The 17815-nt window shown below is 72.0% G+C and carries 20 protein-coding genes and 1 pseudogene; 5 read left to right on the top strand and 16 right to left on the bottom strand.

Annotated features, from left to right (window positions below; translation table 11 throughout):
• The 7 genes and pseudogenes from ACTMTJ_RS44525 to infC all read right to left on the bottom strand — a co-directional run.
• A pseudogene (locus ACTMTJ_RS44525) lies at nucleotides 1-665 on the bottom strand (nucleotide sugar dehydrogenase); the annotation flags it as partial.
• A gap of 98 nt (nucleotides 666-763) precedes the next feature.
• Nucleotides 764-3211: a phenylalanine--tRNA ligase subunit beta gene (gene pheT / locus ACTMTJ_RS44520; RefSeq protein ID WP_441225067.1), complete on the bottom strand. Its 2448-nt coding sequence runs from the start codon at nucleotides 3209-3211 to the stop codon at nucleotides 764-766.
• Nucleotides 3212-3220: 9 nt separating this feature from the next.
• Nucleotides 3221-4282: a phenylalanine--tRNA ligase subunit alpha gene (locus ACTMTJ_RS44515; RefSeq protein WP_441225065.1), complete on the bottom strand. Its 1062-nt coding sequence runs from the start codon at nucleotides 4280-4282 to the stop codon at nucleotides 3221-3223.
• A 5-nt stretch (nucleotides 4283-4287) separates the two neighbouring features.
• Nucleotides 4288-5076, bottom strand: coding sequence for a TrmH family RNA methyltransferase (locus ACTMTJ_RS44510; RefSeq protein ID WP_441225063.1), 789 nt, complete (start codon nucleotides 5074-5076; stop codon nucleotides 4288-4290).
• 94 nt (nucleotides 5077-5170) lie between these two features.
• Complete coding sequence (rplT, locus tag ACTMTJ_RS44505) at nucleotides 5171-5557, bottom strand: 50S ribosomal protein L20 (RefSeq protein ID WP_441225062.1); 387 nt, start codon at nucleotides 5555-5557, stop codon at nucleotides 5171-5173.
• Between the two features lie 32 nt (nucleotides 5558-5589).
• Nucleotides 5590-5784, bottom strand: coding sequence for a 50S ribosomal protein L35 (gene rpmI, locus ACTMTJ_RS44500; RefSeq protein ID WP_441225060.1), 195 nt, complete (start codon nucleotides 5782-5784; stop codon nucleotides 5590-5592).
• A gap of 19 nt (nucleotides 5785-5803) precedes the next feature.
• Nucleotides 5804-6415: a translation initiation factor IF-3 gene (gene infC, locus ACTMTJ_RS44495; RefSeq protein ID WP_441225058.1), complete on the bottom strand. Its 612-nt coding sequence runs from the start codon at nucleotides 6413-6415 to the stop codon at nucleotides 5804-5806.
• A gap of 371 nt (nucleotides 6416-6786) precedes the next feature.
• Between infC and ACTMTJ_RS44490 the strand changes: the two genes are divergently transcribed.
• Complete coding sequence (locus tag ACTMTJ_RS44490; RefSeq protein ID WP_441225056.1) at nucleotides 6787-7641, top strand: class I SAM-dependent methyltransferase; 855 nt, start codon at nucleotides 6787-6789, stop codon at nucleotides 7639-7641.
• A 217-nt stretch (nucleotides 7642-7858) separates the two neighbouring features.
• Here the strand turns inward: ACTMTJ_RS44490 and ACTMTJ_RS44485 are convergent, their stop codons facing one another.
• Entirely contained in the window at nucleotides 7859-8254 is a 396-nt protein-coding gene (locus tag ACTMTJ_RS44485) for a PH domain-containing protein (protein WP_441225072.1), read from the bottom strand.
• 259 nt (nucleotides 8255-8513) lie between these two features.
• On the opposite strand from ACTMTJ_RS44485, the gene ACTMTJ_RS44480 reads away from it, so the two are divergent.
• Nucleotides 8514-8972, top strand: a complete 459-nt coding sequence (locus ACTMTJ_RS44480; protein WP_441225055.1) for an Hsp20/alpha crystallin family protein — start codon at nucleotides 8514-8516, stop codon at nucleotides 8970-8972.
• 170 nt (nucleotides 8973-9142) lie between these two features.
• On the opposite strand, the gene ACTMTJ_RS44475 is transcribed toward ACTMTJ_RS44480, so the two are convergent.
• The 5 genes from ACTMTJ_RS44475 to ACTMTJ_RS44455 are packed head-to-tail and all read right to left on the bottom strand — an operon-like array spanning nucleotide 9143 to nucleotide 12801.
• Nucleotides 9143-10102, bottom strand: coding sequence for a DMT family transporter (locus tag ACTMTJ_RS44475; protein WP_441225053.1), 960 nt, complete (start codon nucleotides 10100-10102; stop codon nucleotides 9143-9145).
• Nucleotides 10102-10947: an ATP phosphoribosyltransferase gene (gene hisG, locus ACTMTJ_RS44470; protein WP_441225051.1), complete on the bottom strand. Its 846-nt coding sequence runs from the start codon at nucleotides 10945-10947 to the stop codon at nucleotides 10102-10104. Before hisG ends, ACTMTJ_RS44475 begins: the two co-directional genes overlap by 1 nt.
• A gap of 46 nt (nucleotides 10948-10993) precedes the next feature.
• Entirely contained in the window at nucleotides 10994-11257 is a 264-nt protein-coding gene (locus tag ACTMTJ_RS44465; protein WP_441225050.1) for a phosphoribosyl-ATP diphosphatase, read from the bottom strand.
• A gap of 27 nt (nucleotides 11258-11284) precedes the next feature.
• Nucleotides 11285-12286 carry a Gmad2 immunoglobulin-like domain-containing protein gene (locus ACTMTJ_RS44460; RefSeq protein ID WP_441225048.1) on the bottom strand — a complete coding sequence of 334 codons (1002 nt, stop codon included), beginning with the start codon at nucleotides 12284-12286 and terminating at the stop codon, nucleotides 11285-11287.
• Entirely contained in the window at nucleotides 12283-12801 is a 519-nt protein-coding gene (locus tag ACTMTJ_RS44455) for a SigE family RNA polymerase sigma factor (protein ID WP_441225046.1), read from the bottom strand. The genes ACTMTJ_RS44460 and ACTMTJ_RS44455 overlap by 4 nt, the downstream gene beginning before the upstream one ends.
• Before the next feature lie 85 nt (nucleotides 12802-12886).
• Between ACTMTJ_RS44455 and ACTMTJ_RS44450 the strand changes: the two genes are divergently transcribed.
• From ACTMTJ_RS44450 to ACTMTJ_RS44440, 3 genes are all read left to right on the top strand, one after another.
• On the top strand, nucleotides 12887-13735 hold the full coding sequence (locus ACTMTJ_RS44450; RefSeq protein ID WP_441225044.1) for an ABC transporter substrate-binding protein: 849 nt from the start codon (nucleotides 12887-12889) through the stop codon (nucleotides 13733-13735).
• Between the two features lie 121 nt (nucleotides 13736-13856).
• Complete coding sequence (locus tag ACTMTJ_RS44445) at nucleotides 13857-14681, top strand: amino acid ABC transporter permease (protein ID WP_441225042.1); 825 nt, start codon at nucleotides 13857-13859, stop codon at nucleotides 14679-14681.
• Nucleotides 14678-15421 (top strand): amino acid ABC transporter ATP-binding protein, encoded by a 744-nt coding sequence (locus tag ACTMTJ_RS44440; protein WP_441225041.1) that lies wholly within the window; start codon nucleotides 14678-14680, stop codon nucleotides 15419-15421. Before ACTMTJ_RS44445 ends, ACTMTJ_RS44440 begins: the two co-directional genes overlap by 4 nt.
• Before the next feature lie 64 nt (nucleotides 15422-15485).
• On the opposite strand, the gene ribH is transcribed toward ACTMTJ_RS44440, so the two are convergent.
• From ribH to ACTMTJ_RS44425, 3 genes are read right to left on the bottom strand one after another with little or no spacing between them, the layout of a single operon-like run.
• Nucleotides 15486-15959, bottom strand: a complete 474-nt coding sequence (ribH, locus tag ACTMTJ_RS44435) for a 6,7-dimethyl-8-ribityllumazine synthase (protein ID WP_441225039.1) — start codon at nucleotides 15957-15959, stop codon at nucleotides 15486-15488.
• Nucleotides 15960-15996: 37 nt separating this feature from the next.
• Nucleotides 15997-17223, bottom strand: a complete 1227-nt coding sequence (locus ACTMTJ_RS44430) for a bifunctional 3,4-dihydroxy-2-butanone-4-phosphate synthase/GTP cyclohydrolase II (protein WP_441225037.1) — start codon at nucleotides 17221-17223, stop codon at nucleotides 15997-15999.
• Complete coding sequence (locus tag ACTMTJ_RS44425) at nucleotides 17220-17813, bottom strand: riboflavin synthase (protein WP_441225035.1); 594 nt, start codon at nucleotides 17811-17813, stop codon at nucleotides 17220-17222. Before ACTMTJ_RS44425 ends, ACTMTJ_RS44430 begins: the two co-directional genes overlap by 4 nt.
• Nucleotides 17814-17815: the final 2 nt, after the last annotated feature.

Raw genomic sequence — 17815 nt, 5'->3', positions numbered from 1 at the left:
TTGATATACCGCCACGTGTTCGTGAACAGCTTCGCCAGCTCCGCCTCTTCGGGCTCCAGCGGCACGATCTGGTCGGTCAGGTGACGGAAGAGCTTTTCCGCGCGGGCCAAGGCCTGCGGCGTGCGGGCGGAGACGATCTGCGGCAGGGCGAACAGCTCGGTCATCGCCTTGCCCTCGGCGATCCGCTCCGGGCAGAAGGCCACGTCGACCGCGATGCCCATGCCGGTGAGCAGCTTTTCGGTCAGGGCCGTGACGCCGGGGTACACGGTCGAGCGGAGCACGACGAGCTGGCCGGGGCGCAGGTGCTCGGCGCACCGCTCCAGCGCCCGCGGCACCGCGCCGAGGTCGGGGTTGAGGTGCTCGTCGACCGGCGTGCCCACCACGACGACGAGGTGTTCGGCCGAGCCGACCGTCGCAGGCTCGGTGGAGGCGCGCAGCCGCCCGGCCGCGACGACCTCGGCGAGCACCGGGCCGGCGCCCTCCTCGTCGAAGGGCAGGGTGCCCGAGTTGACCGTCTCGACGGCGGCGGCGTTGATGTCGTAGAGCGTCACCGTCAGGCCCCGCGACGCGAGCGCGATGCCGAGTGGCAGGCCCACCCGTCCGCAGCCACCGACGATGCACACGTCGGTCGTGAACGCCTCCGTCATCTCAACCCCGTTCGACATCTCGTGAGAATTGTGTGCCCAAGGACCACCGAAAGATACGGCCTCGCGGCTACCCGACGGATGCCGGGGGTCCGATACCGCGCAACCATCCCAAAGCGTTACGCGCCGCGCAGAACAGCCCCAAACCGGGCAGCGGCCTCGGCCACCGCGGCGTCGCGGGCCGCGACCGCCTCCTCCACGGTGAGCGTACGGTCAGGTGCCCGGAAGGTCAGCTTGTAGGCGAGCGACTTGCGCCCCTCCCCCAGCTGCTGCGCCGAGGTGTAGACGTCGAAGAGGTGCACCGACTCCAGCAGGTCGCCGGCACCGGCCACCACCGCGGCCTGCACGTCGGCGGCGGGCACGGACTCGCCGACCACCAGCGCCACGTCGATCAGCGCGGGCGGGAACCCGGAGACCCGCGGCGCCGGCGCGACGCCCGCCTCGGGCAGCGCGTCGAGGTCGAGCTCCATCGCACTGGTGCGGCGGGGCAGATCGAGCGCGGCGAGCGCGGTCGGGTGCAGCTCACCCGCGTGGCCGATGGTGACCCCGTCGACGGCGATCGCGGCGCAGCGGCCCGGGTGCCACGGCGCCCGCTCGGCCGCCTGGACCGTCACCCGCTCGTCCGCGATGCCGGCCGCCGCGATGGTGATCCGGGCCGCCTCGATCGCGTCGGCCCAGCCGGCCTGGCGTCCCGCGCCCCACCAGCCGGCCGGCTCGACCTCGCCGGCCAGCACGACCGCGGCGTGCCACGGCTGGTGCGGCACGGTCGCGTCGGCGGCGGCGAACTCCTCTTCGGTCGGGCGCCGGTCGACGCCCATCTCCGGCGGGCTGCCGGCACCCGGACGGGGCAGGAAGACGGTGCCCATCTCGTACAGGGCGGTGTCTCGGTGGCCGCGACCGATGTTGCGCTTGAGCGTGCCGAGCAACGGCGGCAGCAACGAGGTGCGCAGGAACGGCTCCTCGTCGGAGAGTGGGTTGGCGAGCCGCACCGCCGGACCGTCCACAGCGGACGGTCCCACGAACGGGTACGACAGCACCTCCACGTAGCCGTTTTCGGCGAGCGCGCTGGCCACGGCGCGGCGGCGGCGCTGCGCCGGGGTGAGGCCGTTGCCGGGCGGGGCGACCGGCAGCACGCTGGGGACCTTGCCGTATCCGTCGAGCCGGATCACCTCCTCGACCAGGTCGGCCGGGTCGGTGAGGTCGGGCCGCCAGGTCGGCGGGGTGACGTCCAAGAACCCGTCCACAGTGGAGACTGTGCAGCCGACCGCGGTCAGCGTCTCCACGACGCGGGCGGCGGTGTACGGCACACCCGCCCGCCGGCCCGGCAGCGTCGGGTCGATGACCAGGGACCGCGGCGGCACCACGTTGTCGATGTCGAGCACGTTGCCATCCGTCGCGCCGCCGCCGTACTCGACGAGCAGCGCGACCGCACGGTCGAGCGCGACCAGCGGCGCGGCCGGGTCGACGCCCCGCTCCCACCGCTTGGCCGCCTCGCTGAAAAGCTTGTGGCGGCGGGCGGTGCGGCTGACCATCACCGGATCCCAGTGCGCCGCCTCGAAGAGCACGTCCACTGTGTCCGGCTGCACCTCGCTGGTCTCGCCGCCCATGACGGCGGCGAGCGAGATCGGTCCCGTTTCGTCGCAGATCACCATGTCTTCGGCGTCGAGCACGCGGGCCACACCGTCCAGTGTGGTCAGCTTCTCTCCCGGCGCGGCCCGGCGCACCAGCAACGGCCCGCGGATGCGCGCCATGTCGAACGCGTGCATCGGCTGGCCCAGCTCCAGCATCAGGTAGTTGGTGATGTCGACGGCGAGGCCGAGCGTGCGGATGCCCGCGGTGGTCAGCCGCCGCCGCATGAACTCCGGCGAGGGCGCGTTGGGGTCGATGCCGCGCACGGCCCGCGCCGCGAACCTGTCGCAGCCGACCGTGTCTTCCACGACCACGGGATACGCCGGCTCGGGAGTGGCACCGGGCGCGTCGGCCAGCCCTGGGTCGCGGAACGGCACCTCGAACGCGTGCGACAGCTCGCGGGCGATGCCGCGCACCGACATCGCGTAGCCGCGGTCGGGGGTGATCTCCAGCTCGAAGACGACGTCGTCGAGCCCCACGTACGGCCGGGCGTCCGCACCCGGGCTGGCGTCGGTGGTCGGCGGGAGCACGATGATGCCCGCGTGCTCGTCGCTGATGCCCAGCTCGCGCGCTGACACGATCATGCCGGCCGACATCCGCCCGTAGGTCTTGCGGGCGCCGATCTCGAAGCCGCCGGGCAGCACGCCGCCGGGCAGGATCACCGCGACGAGGTCGCCGGTGGCGAAGTTGGTGGCCCCGCAGACGATCTCCTGCGGCTGCTCACGCCCGATGTCGACCCGGCAGAAGCGGATCGGCTTCTTGAAGCCGGTCAGCTCCTCGATCTCCGCGACCCGGCCGACGACGAGGTCGCCCTTCACCGTCTCGCGCTGGTCGACGACGGCGTCCACCTCGATGCCGAGACCGACGAGCGCCTCCGCGACGTCCGCGCCGGCCGGCAGGTCGACGTACTCGCGCAGCCAGGAAAGTGGAATCCGCACCGTGGCCCCCTAGACCGCCATGCCGAACGCGCGGGTGAACCGCACGTCGCCCTCGACCATGTCCCGCATGTCGCTCACCCCGTGCCGGAACATCAGCGTGCGCTCGATGCCCATCCCGAACGCGAAGCCGGAGTACCGGTCCGGGTCGATGCCGCAGGCGCGCAGCACGCGCGGGTTGACCATGCCGCAGCCACCCCACTCCACCCACTGTGGACCGTCGCGGTGCTGCGGGAACCAGACGTCGAACTCCGCCGACGGCTCGGTGAACGGGAAGTAGTGCGGCCGCCACCGGGTCTTGGCCTCGGCGCCGAACATCGCGCGGGCGAAGTGGTCGAGCGTGCCGCGCAGGTGGGCCATCGTGATGCCCTCGTCGACCACGAGGCCCTCGACCTGGTGGAAGACCGGCGTGTGGGTGGCGTCCAGCTCGTCGGTGCGGTAGACCCGGCCGGGCACGACCACGTAGATCGGCGGCTGGCGGGTGAGCATCGTGCGCGCCTGCACCGGCGAGGTGTGCGTGCGCAGCACGAGGCCCGGGTCCTCGACGTGGAAGGTGTCCATCAGGCCGCGCGCCGGGTGGTCCGGTGGGATGTTGAGCGCGTCGAAGTTGGCCCATTCGAGCTCCAGCTCGGGGCCCTCGGCGATCTCGTAGCCCATGCCGACGAACAGGTCGCCGATCCGCTCCATCAGCGTGGTCAGCGGGTGTCGGGCGCCGCGCGGGCGGCGGTCCCAGGGCAGCGTGACGTCGACCCGCTCCTCGGCGAGGATGCGCTCGGCGTGCAGGCGCTCCAGCTCCTCCGCGCGCGCGTCGAAGGCCGCCTGGATGGCCGCGCGAGCCTCGTTGACCCGCTTGCCGGCGTCGGCCTTGGCGGCCGGCGGCAGCGCGCCGATCTCCCGGCGGGCCAGCGAGACCGGCGAACGGTCGCCCAGGTGCAGGTGCTTGAGCCCGGCCAGCGCGTCCGGATCGGCGGCCGCGGCGAACGCCTCGCCGGCCTTCGCGACGGCGTCACCCAGCGCGTCCGGGTCGAGGAGCGCGACCTGCTTCGGGTCGTACGGATCGTTGCGGTACGTCACAGCCATCAGAGTCTACGGAGGGCCCTCGCCGAGGCGTAAAGGCATACCGCCGCCGCTGCGGCGAGGTTGAGCGACTCGGCGCCGCCGTGGATCGGGACCCGGACGCGGGCGTCCGCGACGTCGAGCAAATCGGCTGGTAGACCGTGTGCCTCCGAGCCGAACAGCCAGGCGGTGGGTGCGTCCAGCCCGCCCTCGTCGGCCAGGTCGTCGAGGTTGGTGTCGCCGTAGCCGGTGGCGGCGAAAATCTTCATGCCCTGCTCACGGATCGCGGCAAGGGCCATCCCCGGATCCGGCGCGCGCACCACGTCGACGTGGAAGAGGCTGCCGGCGGAGGCGCGCACGCACTTGCCGTTGTAGGGGTCGACCGCGTCGCCGGCGAAGACCACGGCCCTCGCTCCCGCGGCGTCCGCGGTGCGCAGGACCGTGCCGGCGTTTCCCGGATCACGGATCTCGGCGAGCACCGCGACAAGTCGCGGTCCGCTTTCCAGGGCCTTTTCCAGGGGTACCGGCTGCTGCTCGCAGACCGCCACCAAGCCCTGTGGCCGCACGGTCTCCGTCAGCGCGGCGAGCGCGTCTTCGGTGACCTCGGAGACGCGCGCGCCGGATCGGCCCGCCGCCTGGATCAGATCCGCGAACCGGGTCAGGCCGTCGCTCGTACCAAAAATCTCATGGACCGCCGACGAGGAGGCGGCCTCCCGGATGGCCTGGGGTCCCTCGGCGAGGAAAAGGCCCGCGGCGTCGCGCTCGCGACGGCGCTGGAGCCGCCGGGCAGCAACAACCCGGGGTGTCCGCACGGTGTACGGACCTTCCCCGGGTCGTGGGTGTTGCTGGGTCACGCGGGTTCCCCGCCGAAACGCCCTGCGAAGCCGAGCGTTTTGGTGGGGTGCTTCATGCGGCCTGGGCGCCGCCGGTGCCCTCAGCGGCGACGGCCGCGCGGGCCACCTCGACGAGCGCGGCGAAGGCCGGCGCGTCGTTGACCGCGAGATCAGCGAGGATCTTGCGGTCGACCTCTACGCCGGCGAGGCGCAGGCCCTGGATCAGCCGGTTGTACGTGAGGCCGTTGGCGCGGGCCCCCGCGTTGATCCGGGTGATCCACAGCTGCCGGAAGTCGCCCTTGCGGTCGCGACGGTCCCGGTAGGCGTACTGCATCGAGTGCAGCACCTGCTCCTTGGCCTTGCGGTAAAGGCGGGAGCGCTGACCGCGGTATCCGCTGGCGGTCTCCAGCAATGTGCGGCGCTTCTTCTGGGCGTTCACAGCCCGCTTGACGCGTGCCATCTCAACTCCTTCTCTCTGTCAAGTGGCGCGCGTCAGCGGCCCAGCAGCTTCTTGACTCGCTTGACGTCAGCCTTGGCCACCTCGACCGTGCCGGACAGCCGGCGGGTGCGGGTGGAGGGCTTGCCCTCGAAGTTGTGGCGCAGGCCGGCCTGCTGCTTGCGCAGCTTGCCGGTGCCGGTCACCCTGACCCGCTTGCCCGTCCCCGAGTGGCTCTTCATCTTCGGCATTTGGAACGTCTCTCCCCTGCTACTCGCCGGTCTGTCCGGCGGGCCCGGCCTCGGCCGGCGGCGCCTCGTCGGCGCCGGGTTCCCGCTCGCGCACTCCGCCACCCTTCGCCGCGGTGGCGGCGACGGCGGCGGCCTTGGTGGCCCGGTGCGGAGCCAGAACCATGATCATGTTGCGGCCGTCCTGCTTGGGAGCGGCCTCCACGTACCCCAGGTCCGAGATCTCGGACTCGAGCCGCCGCAGGAGCCGGTAGCCCAGCTCCGGTCGGCTCTGCTCGCGACCCCGGAACATGATCGTCACCTTGACTTTGTCGCCCGCCTTCAGGAACCGCACGACGTGACCCTTCTTGGTCTCGTAGTCGTGGGGGTCGATCTTCGGCCGGAGCTTCATTTCCTTGATGACGGTCTGCTGCTGATTACGCCGCGCTTCGCGCGCCTTGAGTGCGCTCTCGTACTTGTACTTGCCGAAGTCCATGAGCTTGCACACCGGCGGGCGCGCCATCGGCGCAACCTCGACCAGGTCCAGGTCGACGTCCGCGGCCAGCTGAAGGGCGCGCTCCAGCGGGACGATGCCCACCTGCTCACCCTCAGGGCCGACCAGTCGGACCTCACGTGCCCGGATCTGTTCGTTCACGCGTGGTTCGACGCTGATGGGGCCTCCTCATTGCGATGCCTCGTCCGGTCGCGGTTTACGGCCGGGCGTTGTCCTGCCTCCACGCCGGCCCGCATGTCCGCGCCGGCGCTGCCGGCCCAAAGCAGAAGGCCCTGGCGGATATGCCAGGGCCCGCTCGACCGGTCGGGCGCACATGATCACAACGCGCCACCAACCCGTCGGATTCCCCAAACGGGCTAGCTGACCGGACCCGGCCGCCACATAGGTGCGACTCGGGTGGGAGCAGGCGCTCCGCTTCGTGGCTGTCGCCACACAGGCGGTGACAGCTGGTCGACGCAGCAAGGCTACCAGCATGTAGTTCGAAACGCGAAAGCGGGGCTACCTTGGGCGTCATGTCGACAGACCAGTGGGCGCGCTGGCTGCTGCACCGCCGCGACGGCGACAGCGCCACGATACGCGCCCACCACTCCCCCGCCCTGGCGGCCTTCCGTGACGGCGTCCTCGACCGGGCCGACCTCCGCCCCGACGACGTGCTGCTGGACGTGGGCTGCGGCACGGGGCTGGTGGGCTTCGGCGCGCTGGAACGCCTCGGCCCGGACGGCCGGGTCATCTTCACCGACGTGTCACAGGAGCTGCTCGACGACTGCCGCCGCACCGCCGCCGGCGACGAACGGTGCTCCTTCCTCCGCGCGTCGGCCGAAGATCTCACCGGCGTGGCCGACGCCTCGGTCGACGCCGTCACCACCCGCTCGGTGCTCATCTACTGCACGCGGAAGGCGGACGCGTTCGCCGAGTTCTTCCGGGTGCTGCGGCCGGGCGGGCGGCTCGCCATCTTCGAGCCGATCAACAGCTTCCCGCGGCAGCACCGCCCCGGCGACCTCCTCGGCCTGGCCGGCTCACCCGTCGACGACCTGATCGCGCGAGTGGTCGCCGTCTTGACCGGCGACGGCCCCCTGGTCGACTTCGACGAGCGGGACCTGCTCGCCTGGGCGGAGGGCGCCGGCTTCACGGCGGTCGAGCTCGACTACCGGGCCCAGCTCGACGTGCCGGCGCCGCCGCTGCCCGCCTGGTCGCAGCTCAAGCACACGGCACCCAACCCGCTCGCCCCGACGTACGCGGAGGCGATGGCGGCCGCACTCGACGAGGAGGAGCGGGCGCACCTCGACGCCTACCTGTCCTCGTCCGCACACCACCCGACCCGCCGCACGATGGCCGTGGCCTACCTGCGCGCGACCGTCCCCGACTAGAGATCCCAGACGCTGGTCAGAGCGTGTGTCGCGATTCGGCTGGACCTTGATCGGCGACGAGGTGGGGCAGATCCTGGTGATCGTGGTCGTTTGGTCCCCCTGGAGGGGGTCCAGATGACCACGATCTACAAGCTGGCCCGCCGATCAAGGAATCAGGCCGCCCTCCCGCCAGGTCATCGGGGGATGCCTGACCAGCACCGAAATACCGGCCAACGGTCTAGCTGGTGGTGTCGGGCTGGGCTTCGCGCTGGGAGGCTTCGAGGAGGGCGCGGAGGGCACGGACGCCGTCGACGGCGTACTGCTTGTCGGCGGCCTGGAGGGCCATCATCGGCAGCAGGTCTTCGTCGCGCAGCTCGAGGGTGGCCCAGGGGGTGCCGCGGTTGAAGCGGATCGAGCGCACCATGTCCCAGGGCAGGTCGTAGCCGCCGACGAGGTTGCGCACGTGGATGCCCTTTTCGTCCGCCTCGACGCGCAGGCGGGTGAAGAGCAGGATGCCGAGGGCGAAGAGCACGCCGAGCCCGACCATCGCGAACTGGTCGCCGCGCTGGAACGTGCCGTAGCCGTCGCCGGTCGAGCCCCTGAGGCCGGTGGCGACCAGTGTGAAGACCACCATGATGGCGACCGCCAGGATCCAGGCCACGATCCGGGCCCGCTGGGGGCGCAGGCGTACGACAGCGTTGCTCACGTTTCCCGAGTCTGCCACCCGCACCCCGCCCCGTCTCACCCGGCCCGGCGTCGAACCAGGCGAGCACCTCGTCCTTGCTCATCCGCTCGACTTCGTGGTCGAGGTGGGAATTGAGTCGACCCGACTCAAGTTATGTTTCGTGCGCCGGCCGGTTGGGGTCGGTGCGGCTGGACTCGAGGAGTACATGATGAGCACTTTGTCGCTGTGGACCCGTCGTGACCCGTTCGCGGAGTTTGACGCTCTCGTGCGGCAGGCGTTCGGGCCGGCGGCGACCCGGCGCAGCGGCTTCGTGCCGGCCGCCGAGGTCGCACGGGACGGGGACGACGCGGTGGTGCGGGTGGAGCTGCCCGGCCTGGACGTCGAGAAGGACGTGACGGTCGAGGTCGACCGCGGCCGGCTGGTCGTGCACGGTGAGCGGCGCGACGAGCGGACCGAGGAGAAGGACGGCCGGAGCCTGCGGGAGGTGCGGTACGGCACGTTTCGCCGCTCCTTCGCCCTGCCCCAGCACGTGACCGCCGACGCGGTCAGCGCCTCCTACGACGCGGGCGTGCTGAGCGTGCGGGTGACCGGGGCGTACGCGGGCACCGCCGCCACGCGGATCGCCGTGACCTCCGGCGCCGGCGCCCCCGCCATCGAGCAGGCGTAACAAGGCCACACCCACACCCCCAGGACGAAGCCCGGCCCTCCTACCCGGAGGGCCGGGCTTCGTCGTATGCCTCGCGGGCCGACCCTTCGCGCGAGCTCGCGGTGGCGCTTGGGCCCCTCACCGAGCGAGGCGAGCACCAGCCCCATCCACCTCCCGTAGGGCGGCGTCGATCAGGGAGTCGGTGGCGCGACCCGCCCGCCGACTCCCTGGTCGACGCGGAAAGAGGCGAGGGCTACCGCGGCCACCGTCAGGGCCGCGCCGGCCAGCAGGGCCGGGCTGGCGCCGCGGGCGTCCGGGAGGAGAGCGTCCAGCAGGAGGGCGCCGCCCAACTGGCCGGCGACCAGCGACAGGCCCGTACGCAGGACGCCTACCGCGCGAACGCTGATCAGCAGGCAGGCCACGATCACGACGCTCAGGGCGCCGCCGGTGTAGAGGTACCACTCGGCGGGCAGGCGGGTGGACCAGCCGCTCGCGAACGCGCCGAGCAGCACGCCGGCCACCAGCACGGTCGGGGTCGCGGTGGCGAAGTTGAGGGCGGTGCCGGTCGCGTTGGTGGTGGCCGCCGACACGCGGCCGTTGAGCGCGCCCTGCATCGCCACCGCGGCCCCGCCGAGCATGCCGAGCGCGAGCATGTCGAGCGCCAGGTCGCCGATCGGGCGGTCCACCTGGGCCAGCGCGACCGCGGCGACGCCGAGCACCGCGCCGCCCACGCGAGGCGCGGTGAGCGGCAGCCGGCCGGCCGGTGCGAGGCCGGCCCGGTCGACCGCCAGCCCGCCGAAGCTGCCGCCGGTCACCTGGGCGATCGTGAACGCGGCGACGCCGACGACCGGCACCACGTACGTCGCGATGGTCACGAACAGCGCGCCACAGACCCCGCCCAGGTACGCCCACCAGGGCAGCTTCGCGGTCGGCAGGGCGCGCAGGCCGCGCCGCATCGAGGGCATCGCCGCCAGCCCGACGACGATCAGCGCGCTGCCACTGAGCGTGCTGGCCACCGCGCCGAACGAGGCGTTGCCCACCCGCTCGCCGAGCTCGGCGTTGGCGGCGCTCTGCACCGCCGACGAGATGCCGCCCAGCGACGCCACGGCGAGCGCCAGCCCCGTGGGCAGCGCGCCGGCCGCGGGACGCATCAGAGGCGGCAGGCGTGGATGTCCGTCACCAGGATCGCGCGGGCGCCGAGGTCGTAGAGCTGGTCCATGATGTTGTGCACGTCGCCGCGGAGCACCATCGCCTGCACGGCCACCCAGCCCTCGCGGTGCAGCGGGGAGATGGTCGGCGACTCGATGCCGGGGGTGAGCGCCGTGGCCTGCTCGAGCAGGTCGGCGCGCACGTCGTAGGCGAGCATCACGTAACGCCGGGCCACCAGCACGCCCTGGAGGCGGCGGACCAGCTGGCCCACCTGCCCGTTGGCGGGCGCGCCGACCCGGCGGATCAGCAGCGCGGACGACTCCAGGATCGGCTCGCCCACCGTGACCAGGCCGGCCTGGCGCAGCGTGGCGCCGGTCGAGACGACGTCGGCGATGACGTCGGCGACACCCAGCCGCACCGCGTTTTCCACGGCGCCGTCGAGGCGGATCACGTCGGCCTTGAGGCCGCGCTCGGCCAGGTGACGCTCGACCACCCCGGGGTACGCGGTGGCGACCCGCCGGCCGCCGATGTCGTCGACCGAGGCGAGGGTCTCGGGCCGGGCGGCGTAGCGGAACGTGGCCCCGCCGAAGGCGAGGTCGAGGACCTCCTCGGCCGGGCTGCCCGCGTCGACGAGCAGGTCGCGGCCGGTGATGCCGAGGTCGAGGTCGCCCGAGCCGACGTACGTGGCGATGTCGCGGGGGCGCAGGTAGAAGAACTCGACCGCGTTGCCCTCGTCGCGGCAGACGAGGTCGCGGTCGTCGCCGCGCTGGCGGTAGCCCGCCTCGCGCAGCATGTCGGAGGCGGGTCGGGACAGGGTGCCTTTGTTGGGGATGGCGATGCGCAGCATCTGGACGTGCTCCTTCAAGAACGGAAACGGACGAGGGAGGGCACGGTCACAGATGTCGGTATACGTCCTTGAGCTCCAGTCCGGTGGCGAGCATCAGCACCTGGGTCTGGTAGAGCAGCTGGGAGATCTCCTCCGCCGCCCGCTCGGGCCCCTCGTGCTCGGCCGCCATCCAGGCCTCGGCCGCCTCTTCGACGACCTTCTTGCCGATGGCGTGGACGCCGCGCTCCAGCGCCGCGACGGTGCCCGACCCGGGGGTACGGGCGGCCGCCTTGGCGGACAGCTCGGCGAACAGCTCCTCGAAGGTCTTCACGAGCAGTGATTCTGTCATCCCCACCGGTCAGCGCACCGTGACCGTGTGGTCGTCCAGATGCTGGACGCTGCCGTCTTCGGCCGAGTGGGCGTACAGCTCCAGCACATAGGTGCCCGGCGCGAGCGTGAGCGTGATCCTCGCCTCACCTCGGGCCGGCGCGCCGGCGGAGAGCGTGATCGTCTTCTCGGTGACGACGGTGCGGCCCTGGCGCACGGTCAGCTGCGCGGTCGCCTCGAAGACCGCGCCGGCCGCGTGCACCTCGAACGTCTTGGCCACCGTCGCGCCCTGCTGCGGCTCGATCAGCCACAGCGCGCCGAGCGTGTCGAGCGCCGGCTTCTTGCGCAGGCTCGCCACCTCCCGGCCGCCGACCAGCACGCGCACCTGGGGATCGCCGCCGACCGCGGCCGCCACCGTCCACACCAACTGCTGACCGGCCAGGTCGTCCGGCGGCGCGGCGGAGAGGTGCACGGTCACCACCCCGCCGGCTACGGAGGCGTCCGAGACGTCGGTGCCGGCGGGCCAGGCGCTCGTGTAGTCGGGGTCTTCGGCGCTCTCCTGGGCGAGCATCCCGGTCACGGCCGCCCGCACCTTCCCCGCTGGCGAGCCGTCCGCCGGCAGGCGGTGGAACTCCCGGTACAGGCGTGGCTTTCCGCCGTCGTCGGCGACGTAGTAGATGGCCAAGGACTCGGTGCTTGTACCAGAGGATGGGCTGGACTTCGACGGTGGTGGCACCGCGGGTGCCGAGGTGGGTGGCGCGGAGGTCGCGGGGGGTTGGGTCGTCGCCGGGGCGGTGACCGCGCCCGGGTCGGGCGCCGCGTCGTGGGGCGTCGGGCGCGCGGCGAGGGCGACCACGACGAGCGTCGCGGCGGTCGCGGTGGCGGCGGTGAACGCGATCGCCCCGAACGGCAGCCACCGCGCGCGGCGCACGGTCCGCGCGCGGATGGTGGTGAGGGCGTCCGGGCTCACCTCCACCTTCGCCGCCTCGGCCTCCATGACCCGGCGGAGTACCTCTTCGTGTCGGTCCCTCATGACGTGCGCTCCAGCGTCTCCCGCAGGGCGGCCATGCCCCGCGACGTGTGGCTCTTCACGGCGCCCCGGCTGCACCCCATCGTGGCGGCGATGTCGGCTTCGGACAGGTCGAGGTAGTAGCGGAGCACCAGCGCCTCCCGCTGCCGGGTGGGCAGCGCGCGCAGCGCGGCCACCACCGAGTCGTGGCGCAGCGCGTCGAGCGCGCCCGCCTCCGCGCTGGGTGCGTCGGGGGCGGGCCTGGCGAACGCCAGGTGGCGATCGACGACCTTGCGGTGCCGCAGCGCCGACCGGGAGCGGTTGACGACGGTGGCCCGCAGGTACGCGAGCGCCTTGTCCGCGTCACGCAGGCGCCGCCAGTGGCCGTGCAGCGCCACGTACGCGTCCTGGACGATCTCCTCGGCCCGCCCGTTGTCGTGCAGCAGGAGCGTGGCGAGGCGCACCAGCGGCCGGTAATGGGCCGTGAAGAGGTGCGTTACCGCCTCGTCGGCGGCCCACCCGTCGGCCGTCGGGGTCACGGCGACCACGCTCCCGGTTGTTGCCACGGTGCTACGACGCCCCAGGTCATTATCAGGTTTACAAGCCCCGCTTATGCTGGCGCACATGGTCCGCCGACTGTCTATTTTCCTGGTGCTGGGGCTCGTGGCCTGCGCACCCGCTGACGACGACACCCCCGCCCCGCCCGCCGCCACGGGGCTGACCACCTGTTCGAAGGCTCAGCTGACCACCAAGACGCCGGGCAAGCTGACGATCGGCACGGACAACCCGGCGTACGAGCCGTGGTTCAAGGACAACAAGCCGGAAAACGGGCAGGGTTTCGAGTCGGCGGTCGCGTACGCGGTGGCCGACCGGCTGGGCTACGCGCAGGGCGACGTGACCTGGGTGCGGGTGCCGTTCAACACGGCGGTCGCGCCGGGGCCGAAGGACTTCGACTTCGACATCAACCAGTTCTCGATCACGGACGACCGCAAGAAGGCGGTGGATTTCTCCGGCCCGTACTACCTGGTGCGGCAGACCGTGATCGCGCTCAAGTCCTCCAAGATCGCATCCGTCTCCTCCGTCGCGGGGTTGCGTGACGCGAAGCTCGGCGCCCAGGTCGGGACGACCAGCTACCAGGCGATCACCGACGTGATCAAGCCGAGCGGGCAGCCGCAGGTGTACAACACCAACGAGGACGCCAAGAAGGCCCTCCAGAACGGGCAGATCGACGGGCTCGTGGTCGACCTGCCGACCGCGTTCTTCATGACCGCGGCCGAGCTGGAAAACGGCGTGATCGTGGGGCAGCTGCCGCAGGTGGGCGTGCCGGAGCAGTTCGGGCTGGTGCTCGACAAGGGCTCGGCGCTGACCGGGTGCGTGACGCAGGTGGTCGACCAGCTGCGTTCCTCCGGCGAGCTTCAGCGGCTCGAACAGCAGTGGCTCGCCCAGGTGGCCGGGGCGCGCGAGCTCACGTGAGCGAGCGAGCTGGCGCGGCGGCGTCTGGACGGAGCCGCCCCGCCGACGAAGTCGGGAATTCGGGGCGGCGGAGGAAGACGTCGCCTTCAGCGCCGCGCGAGCGAGCGAACCCGGAGGCAGAGTGACGCTCAGCCCCGCTCAGCTCGACCGCATCGCGTACCGGCGGCGACAGACCCTTCTCTCCGTGTTGATCGCGGCGGCGTCCACGTTGGTCCTCGGTGTCCTGCTGGTGGTCGCGGTGACCGGGGCGCCGGGGTGGGATCGGGTGCGCGAGTCGTTCCTCGACCCGACCGTCGCCCGCGACTCGCTCCCCGACGTGCTGCGCGGGCTGTGGCTCAACGTCCGGCTGCTCTTCTTCTGCGCGATCGGCGCGCTCACACTCGGGCTGGTCATCGCGCTGCTGCGCACCCTCCGCGGGCCGGTCTTCTTCCCGGTGCGCCTGCTGGCCACCGGATACACCTACACGTTCCGCGGTCTGCCGCTCATCATCGTGATCTACGTGCTCACGCTCGGCGTGCCCGGCCTGCGCCTCCAGGGCATGCCGAGCACGCTGGTGTTGGGCGGGATCGCGTTGGTCGTGACCTACTCGGGCTATCTCGCGGAGGTGTTCCGCGCCGGCATCGAGTCGGTGCATCCGAGCCAGCTCGCTGCGGCGCGGTCGCTGGGACTCACCTACCGGCAGACGATGCGCTTCGTGGTGCTGCCCCAGGCCGTGCGACGGGTGGCGCCACCGCTGCTCAACGACACCGTCGCGCTCCAGAAGGACGTGGGGCTTGTGTCGCTGGCCGGTCCCATCGACGCGGTACGGGCCGCGCAGATCCACACCGCCGAGACCTTCAACTACACGCCGTACATCGTCGCGGGCGTGCTCTTCGTGCTGCTGGCCGCGCCGCTGATCGCGGTCACCGACTGGGTGACGCTGCGGGCCGCGAGGAGGCAGTCATGAACGTCCTGTCGTGTCGCGGCCTGCGCAAGGTCTTCGGCGGCACCGTGGTGTTGGAGGGGCTCGACTTCGACGTGGCCGAGCACGAGGTGGTGGCGCTGATCGGGGCGTCCGGCTCCGGCAAGTCGACGCTGCTGCGCTGCGTCAACCTGCTGGAGGAGCTCGACGACGGCACCATCCACCTCGACGGCCAACACATCACCGACCCGCGGGTCAACCCGGACAAGGTGCGCCAGCGGATCGGGATCGTGTTCCAGGCGTACAACCTGTTTCCGCACATGACGGTCCTGGAGAACGTGGTCCTCGCTCCCGTGCGGGTCCACGGCGTGTCGCCGGCCGCGGCTCGGGAGCGCGCCCTCGAGTGGCTGGGGCGGGTCGGGCTGGCGGAGAAGGCGGGCGCCTACCCGGACCGGCTCTCGGGCGGCCAGCAGCAGCGGGTCGCGATCGTGCGCGCACTCGTCAACTCGCCCCGGCTGCTGTTGCTGGACGAGGTGACGTCGGCCTTGGACCCGGAACTGGTCGGCGAGGTGCTCTCCATGATCCGCGACCTCAAGGGCGACGGGATGACGATGGTGCTGGCGACCCACGAGATGGGGTTCGCGCGGTCGGTGGCGGACCGGGTGTGCTTTCTGGACGGTGGGCGGGTGCTGGAGCAGGGGCCGCCGGAGAAGGTGTTCGCCGAGCCGGAGCAGGCCCGGACGCGCCAGTTCCTGAGCCGCATCATCGAGGCGGGCCGCCTGTAAGCCGTCCGAACTTCGGCACGCCCCACAGCATCCCGTGTGGGGATGCTGTGGGAACGCAGCGTCACTAAGCCGACAGCGCGCGGATCGCCAGCGCCGCGTCGAGGGCGGCCACCGTGGCGGACCAGCCCTTGTCTTCGGCCGAGCCGGGCAGGCCGGCCCTGTCGCGGGCCTGCTCGATCGTGTTGACCGTGAGGACGCCGTGCGCGACCGGCGTCGACTCGTCGAGCGCGACCCGCGTCAAGCCCTCGGTGACCGAGTCGCACACGTAGTCGAAGTGGGCGGTGGCGCCGCGCACGACCACGCCGAGCGCGACCACCACGTCGCTTCGGCGGGCCAGCGCCTGCGCCACCACCGGCAGCTCGACCGAGCCGGCCACCCGGGCCACCACGATGTCGGCCACACCGCAGGCCTTGGCGGCCTCGATCGCGCGGGCCAGCATGTGGTCGGTCAGGTCACCGTGCCACCGGGCCGCGACGATCCCCACCGTCAGGCCGTGTGCGTCCACCGTGGACACACCCGGCTCTCCGAAACCAGCCATCAGGCGGCCCTTCCGACGAAACCGAAACCGACCAGGCTCACGCCGAACCCTCCACCACGTCTCCCAGGCCATCGAGGATGTGACCCATGCGGTCGCGCTTCGTACGCAGGTAGCGCACGTTTTCCGGGTGCGGCCGGATGGGCAGTGACTCCCGGCCCACGATGCGCAGCCCGTGGCCGGACAGCCCGGCGCGCTTGGCCGGGTTGTTGGTGAGCAGGCGCATCGAGCGCACGCCCAGGTCGTACAGGATCTGTGCGCCGGTGCCGTAGTCGCGCGCGTCGGCCGGCAGGCCCAGCTCCAGGTTGGCGTCCACCGTGTCCCGGCCGAGGTCCTGGAGCTCGTACGCCTGGAGCTTGTGCAGCAGCCCGATGCCCCGACCCTCGTGCCCGCGCATGTAGAGCACCACGCCGCGCCCTTCGGCGGCGACCCGGGCGAGGGCGGCCTCCAGCTGGGGGCCGCAGTCGCAGCGGAGCGAGCCGAACACGTCGCCGGTGAGGCACTCGGAGTGCGCCCGCACCAGCACGTCTTCGCCGTCGCCGATCTCGCCGTACACCAGCGCCACGTGCTCGGCCTCCGGGTCGAGCTCGGCCCGGTAGCCGACCGCCCGGAAGAGCCCGTGCGGCGTGGGGAGGCGGGCCTCGGCGACCCGTTCCACCTGGGTCTCGGTGCGGCGGCGGTAGGCGACCAGGTCGGCGATCGTGATGATCGTGATCCGGTGTTCCACCGCGAACTTCTCCAGGTCCGGCAGGCGCATCATCGTGCCGTCGTCGTTGACCAGCTCGCACAGCACGCCGGCCGGCCGCAGCCCGGCGAGCACCGCCAGGTCGACGGTGGCTTCGGTGTGGCCGGTGCGGCGGAGCACGCCACCGGTCTTGGCCCGCAGCGGCACCACGTGGCCGGGTCGGCTGAGCTGCGTGGCGTCGGTGGCGGGATCGGCGAGCAGCCGCACGGTGCGCGCCCGGTCGGCGGCCGAGATGCCGGTGCTCACGCCCTCGCGCGCGTCGACCGTCACCGTGTACGCGGTGCCCCTCTTGTCCTGGTTGACGTGGTACATCGGGGGCAGATCGAGACGGTCGGCGTCCGTCTCGGTGATCGGCGCGCAGACATACCCGGAGGTGTAGCGCACCATGAACGCCATCAGCTCCGGCGTGGCCAGCTCGGCCGCGAAGATGAGGTCGCCCTCGTTCTCCCGGTCCTCGTCGTCGACCACGATCACCGGTCGCCCCGCGCCGAACTCCGCGACGGCCTCCTCGATGGTGTTCATGCCTTCACCGCCAGGAGCTTCTCCACGTACTTGCCGATCACGTCGACCTCCAGGTTGACCAGGTCTCCGGCGCCTTTACGCCCGAGAGTGGTGAGCGCGAGTGTGGTGGGTATCAGGCTCACCGCGAACGTCGAGTCGTCCACCGTGACGACGGTCAGCGATACCCCGTCGACGGTGATCGACCCCTTTTCCACCACGTAACGGGAAAGACCCGGCGGAAGTTCGATCGAGACGTCTTCCCACCGATCTCCGGGCGTGCGGGACACGATCCGCCCGACCCCGTCGACGTGCCCCTGCACGAGGTGGCCGCCGAGGCGCGTGGCGAGTGTGGCCGCGCGTTCGAGGTTGACCGGGTCGCCGGGCGCGAGCGTGCCGAGCGCGCTGCGGTCGAAGGTCTCCTTCATCACGTCGACGGTGAAACCGTCGCCGCCGACCTCCACCACCGTCAGGCAGACGCCGTTGACCGCGATCGAGTCGCCCGGCGCGGCGTCCGCGGCCACGAGCGGGCCGCGCAGCGCGGCCACCCCGCCGTCGCCGTGCCAGTCGAGCCGGACCAGCTCCCCCAGCTCCTCGACAATCCCCGTGAACATGC

Origin of the sequence: Phytohabitans sp. LJ34, assembly GCF_052068095.1 — a bacterium.
Classification (GTDB): domain Bacteria; phylum Actinomycetota; class Actinomycetes; order Mycobacteriales; family Micromonosporaceae; genus Phytohabitans.
This window is presented reverse-complemented; position numbering and strand designations above follow the sequence as displayed.

What these genes read in the sequence shown, in the direction of transcription:
- rpmI (WP_441225060.1), bottom strand. Translation starts at nt 5,784, where the DNA reads ATGCCGAAGATGAAGAGCCACTCGGGGACGGGCAAGCGGGTCAGGGTG.
- ACTMTJ_RS44430 (WP_441225037.1), bottom strand. Translation starts at nt 17,223, where the DNA reads ATGAACACCATCGAGGAGGCCGTCGCGGAGTTCGGCGCGGGGCGACCG.
- rplT (WP_441225062.1), bottom strand. Translation starts at nt 5,557, where the DNA reads ATGGCACGCGTCAAGCGGGCTGTGAACGCCCAGAAGAAGCGCCGCACA.
- ACTMTJ_RS44490 (WP_441225056.1), top strand. Translation starts at nt 6,787, where the DNA reads ATGTCGACAGACCAGTGGGCGCGCTGGCTGCTGCACCGCCGCGACGGC.
- ACTMTJ_RS44440 (WP_441225041.1), top strand. Translation starts at nt 14,678, where the DNA reads ATGAACGTCCTGTCGTGTCGCGGCCTGCGCAAGGTCTTCGGCGGCACC.
- ACTMTJ_RS44450 (WP_441225044.1), top strand. Translation starts at nt 12,887, where the DNA reads ATGGTCCGCCGACTGTCTATTTTCCTGGTGCTGGGGCTCGTGGCCTGC.
- ACTMTJ_RS44475 (WP_441225053.1), bottom strand. Translation starts at nt 10,102, where the DNA reads ATGCGTCCCGCGGCCGGCGCGCTGCCCACGGGGCTGGCGCTCGCCGTG.
- ribH (WP_441225039.1), bottom strand. Translation starts at nt 15,959, where the DNA reads ATGGCTGGTTTCGGAGAGCCGGGTGTGTCCACGGTGGACGCACACGGC.
- ACTMTJ_RS44485 (WP_441225072.1), bottom strand. Translation starts at nt 8,254, where the DNA reads ATGGTGGTCTTCACACTGGTCGCCACCGGCCTCAGGGGCTCGACCGGC.
- ACTMTJ_RS44460 (WP_441225048.1), bottom strand. Translation starts at nt 12,286, where the DNA reads ATGAGGGACCGACACGAAGAGGTACTCCGCCGGGTCATGGAGGCCGAG.
- ACTMTJ_RS44425 (WP_441225035.1), bottom strand. Translation starts at nt 17,813, where the DNA reads ATGTTCACGGGGATTGTCGAGGAGCTGGGGGAGCTGGTCCGGCTCGAC.
- ACTMTJ_RS44480 (WP_441225055.1), top strand. Translation starts at nt 8,514, where the DNA reads ATGAGCACTTTGTCGCTGTGGACCCGTCGTGACCCGTTCGCGGAGTTT.
- hisG (WP_441225051.1), bottom strand. Translation starts at nt 10,947, where the DNA reads ATGCTGCGCATCGCCATCCCCAACAAAGGCACCCTGTCCCGACCCGCC.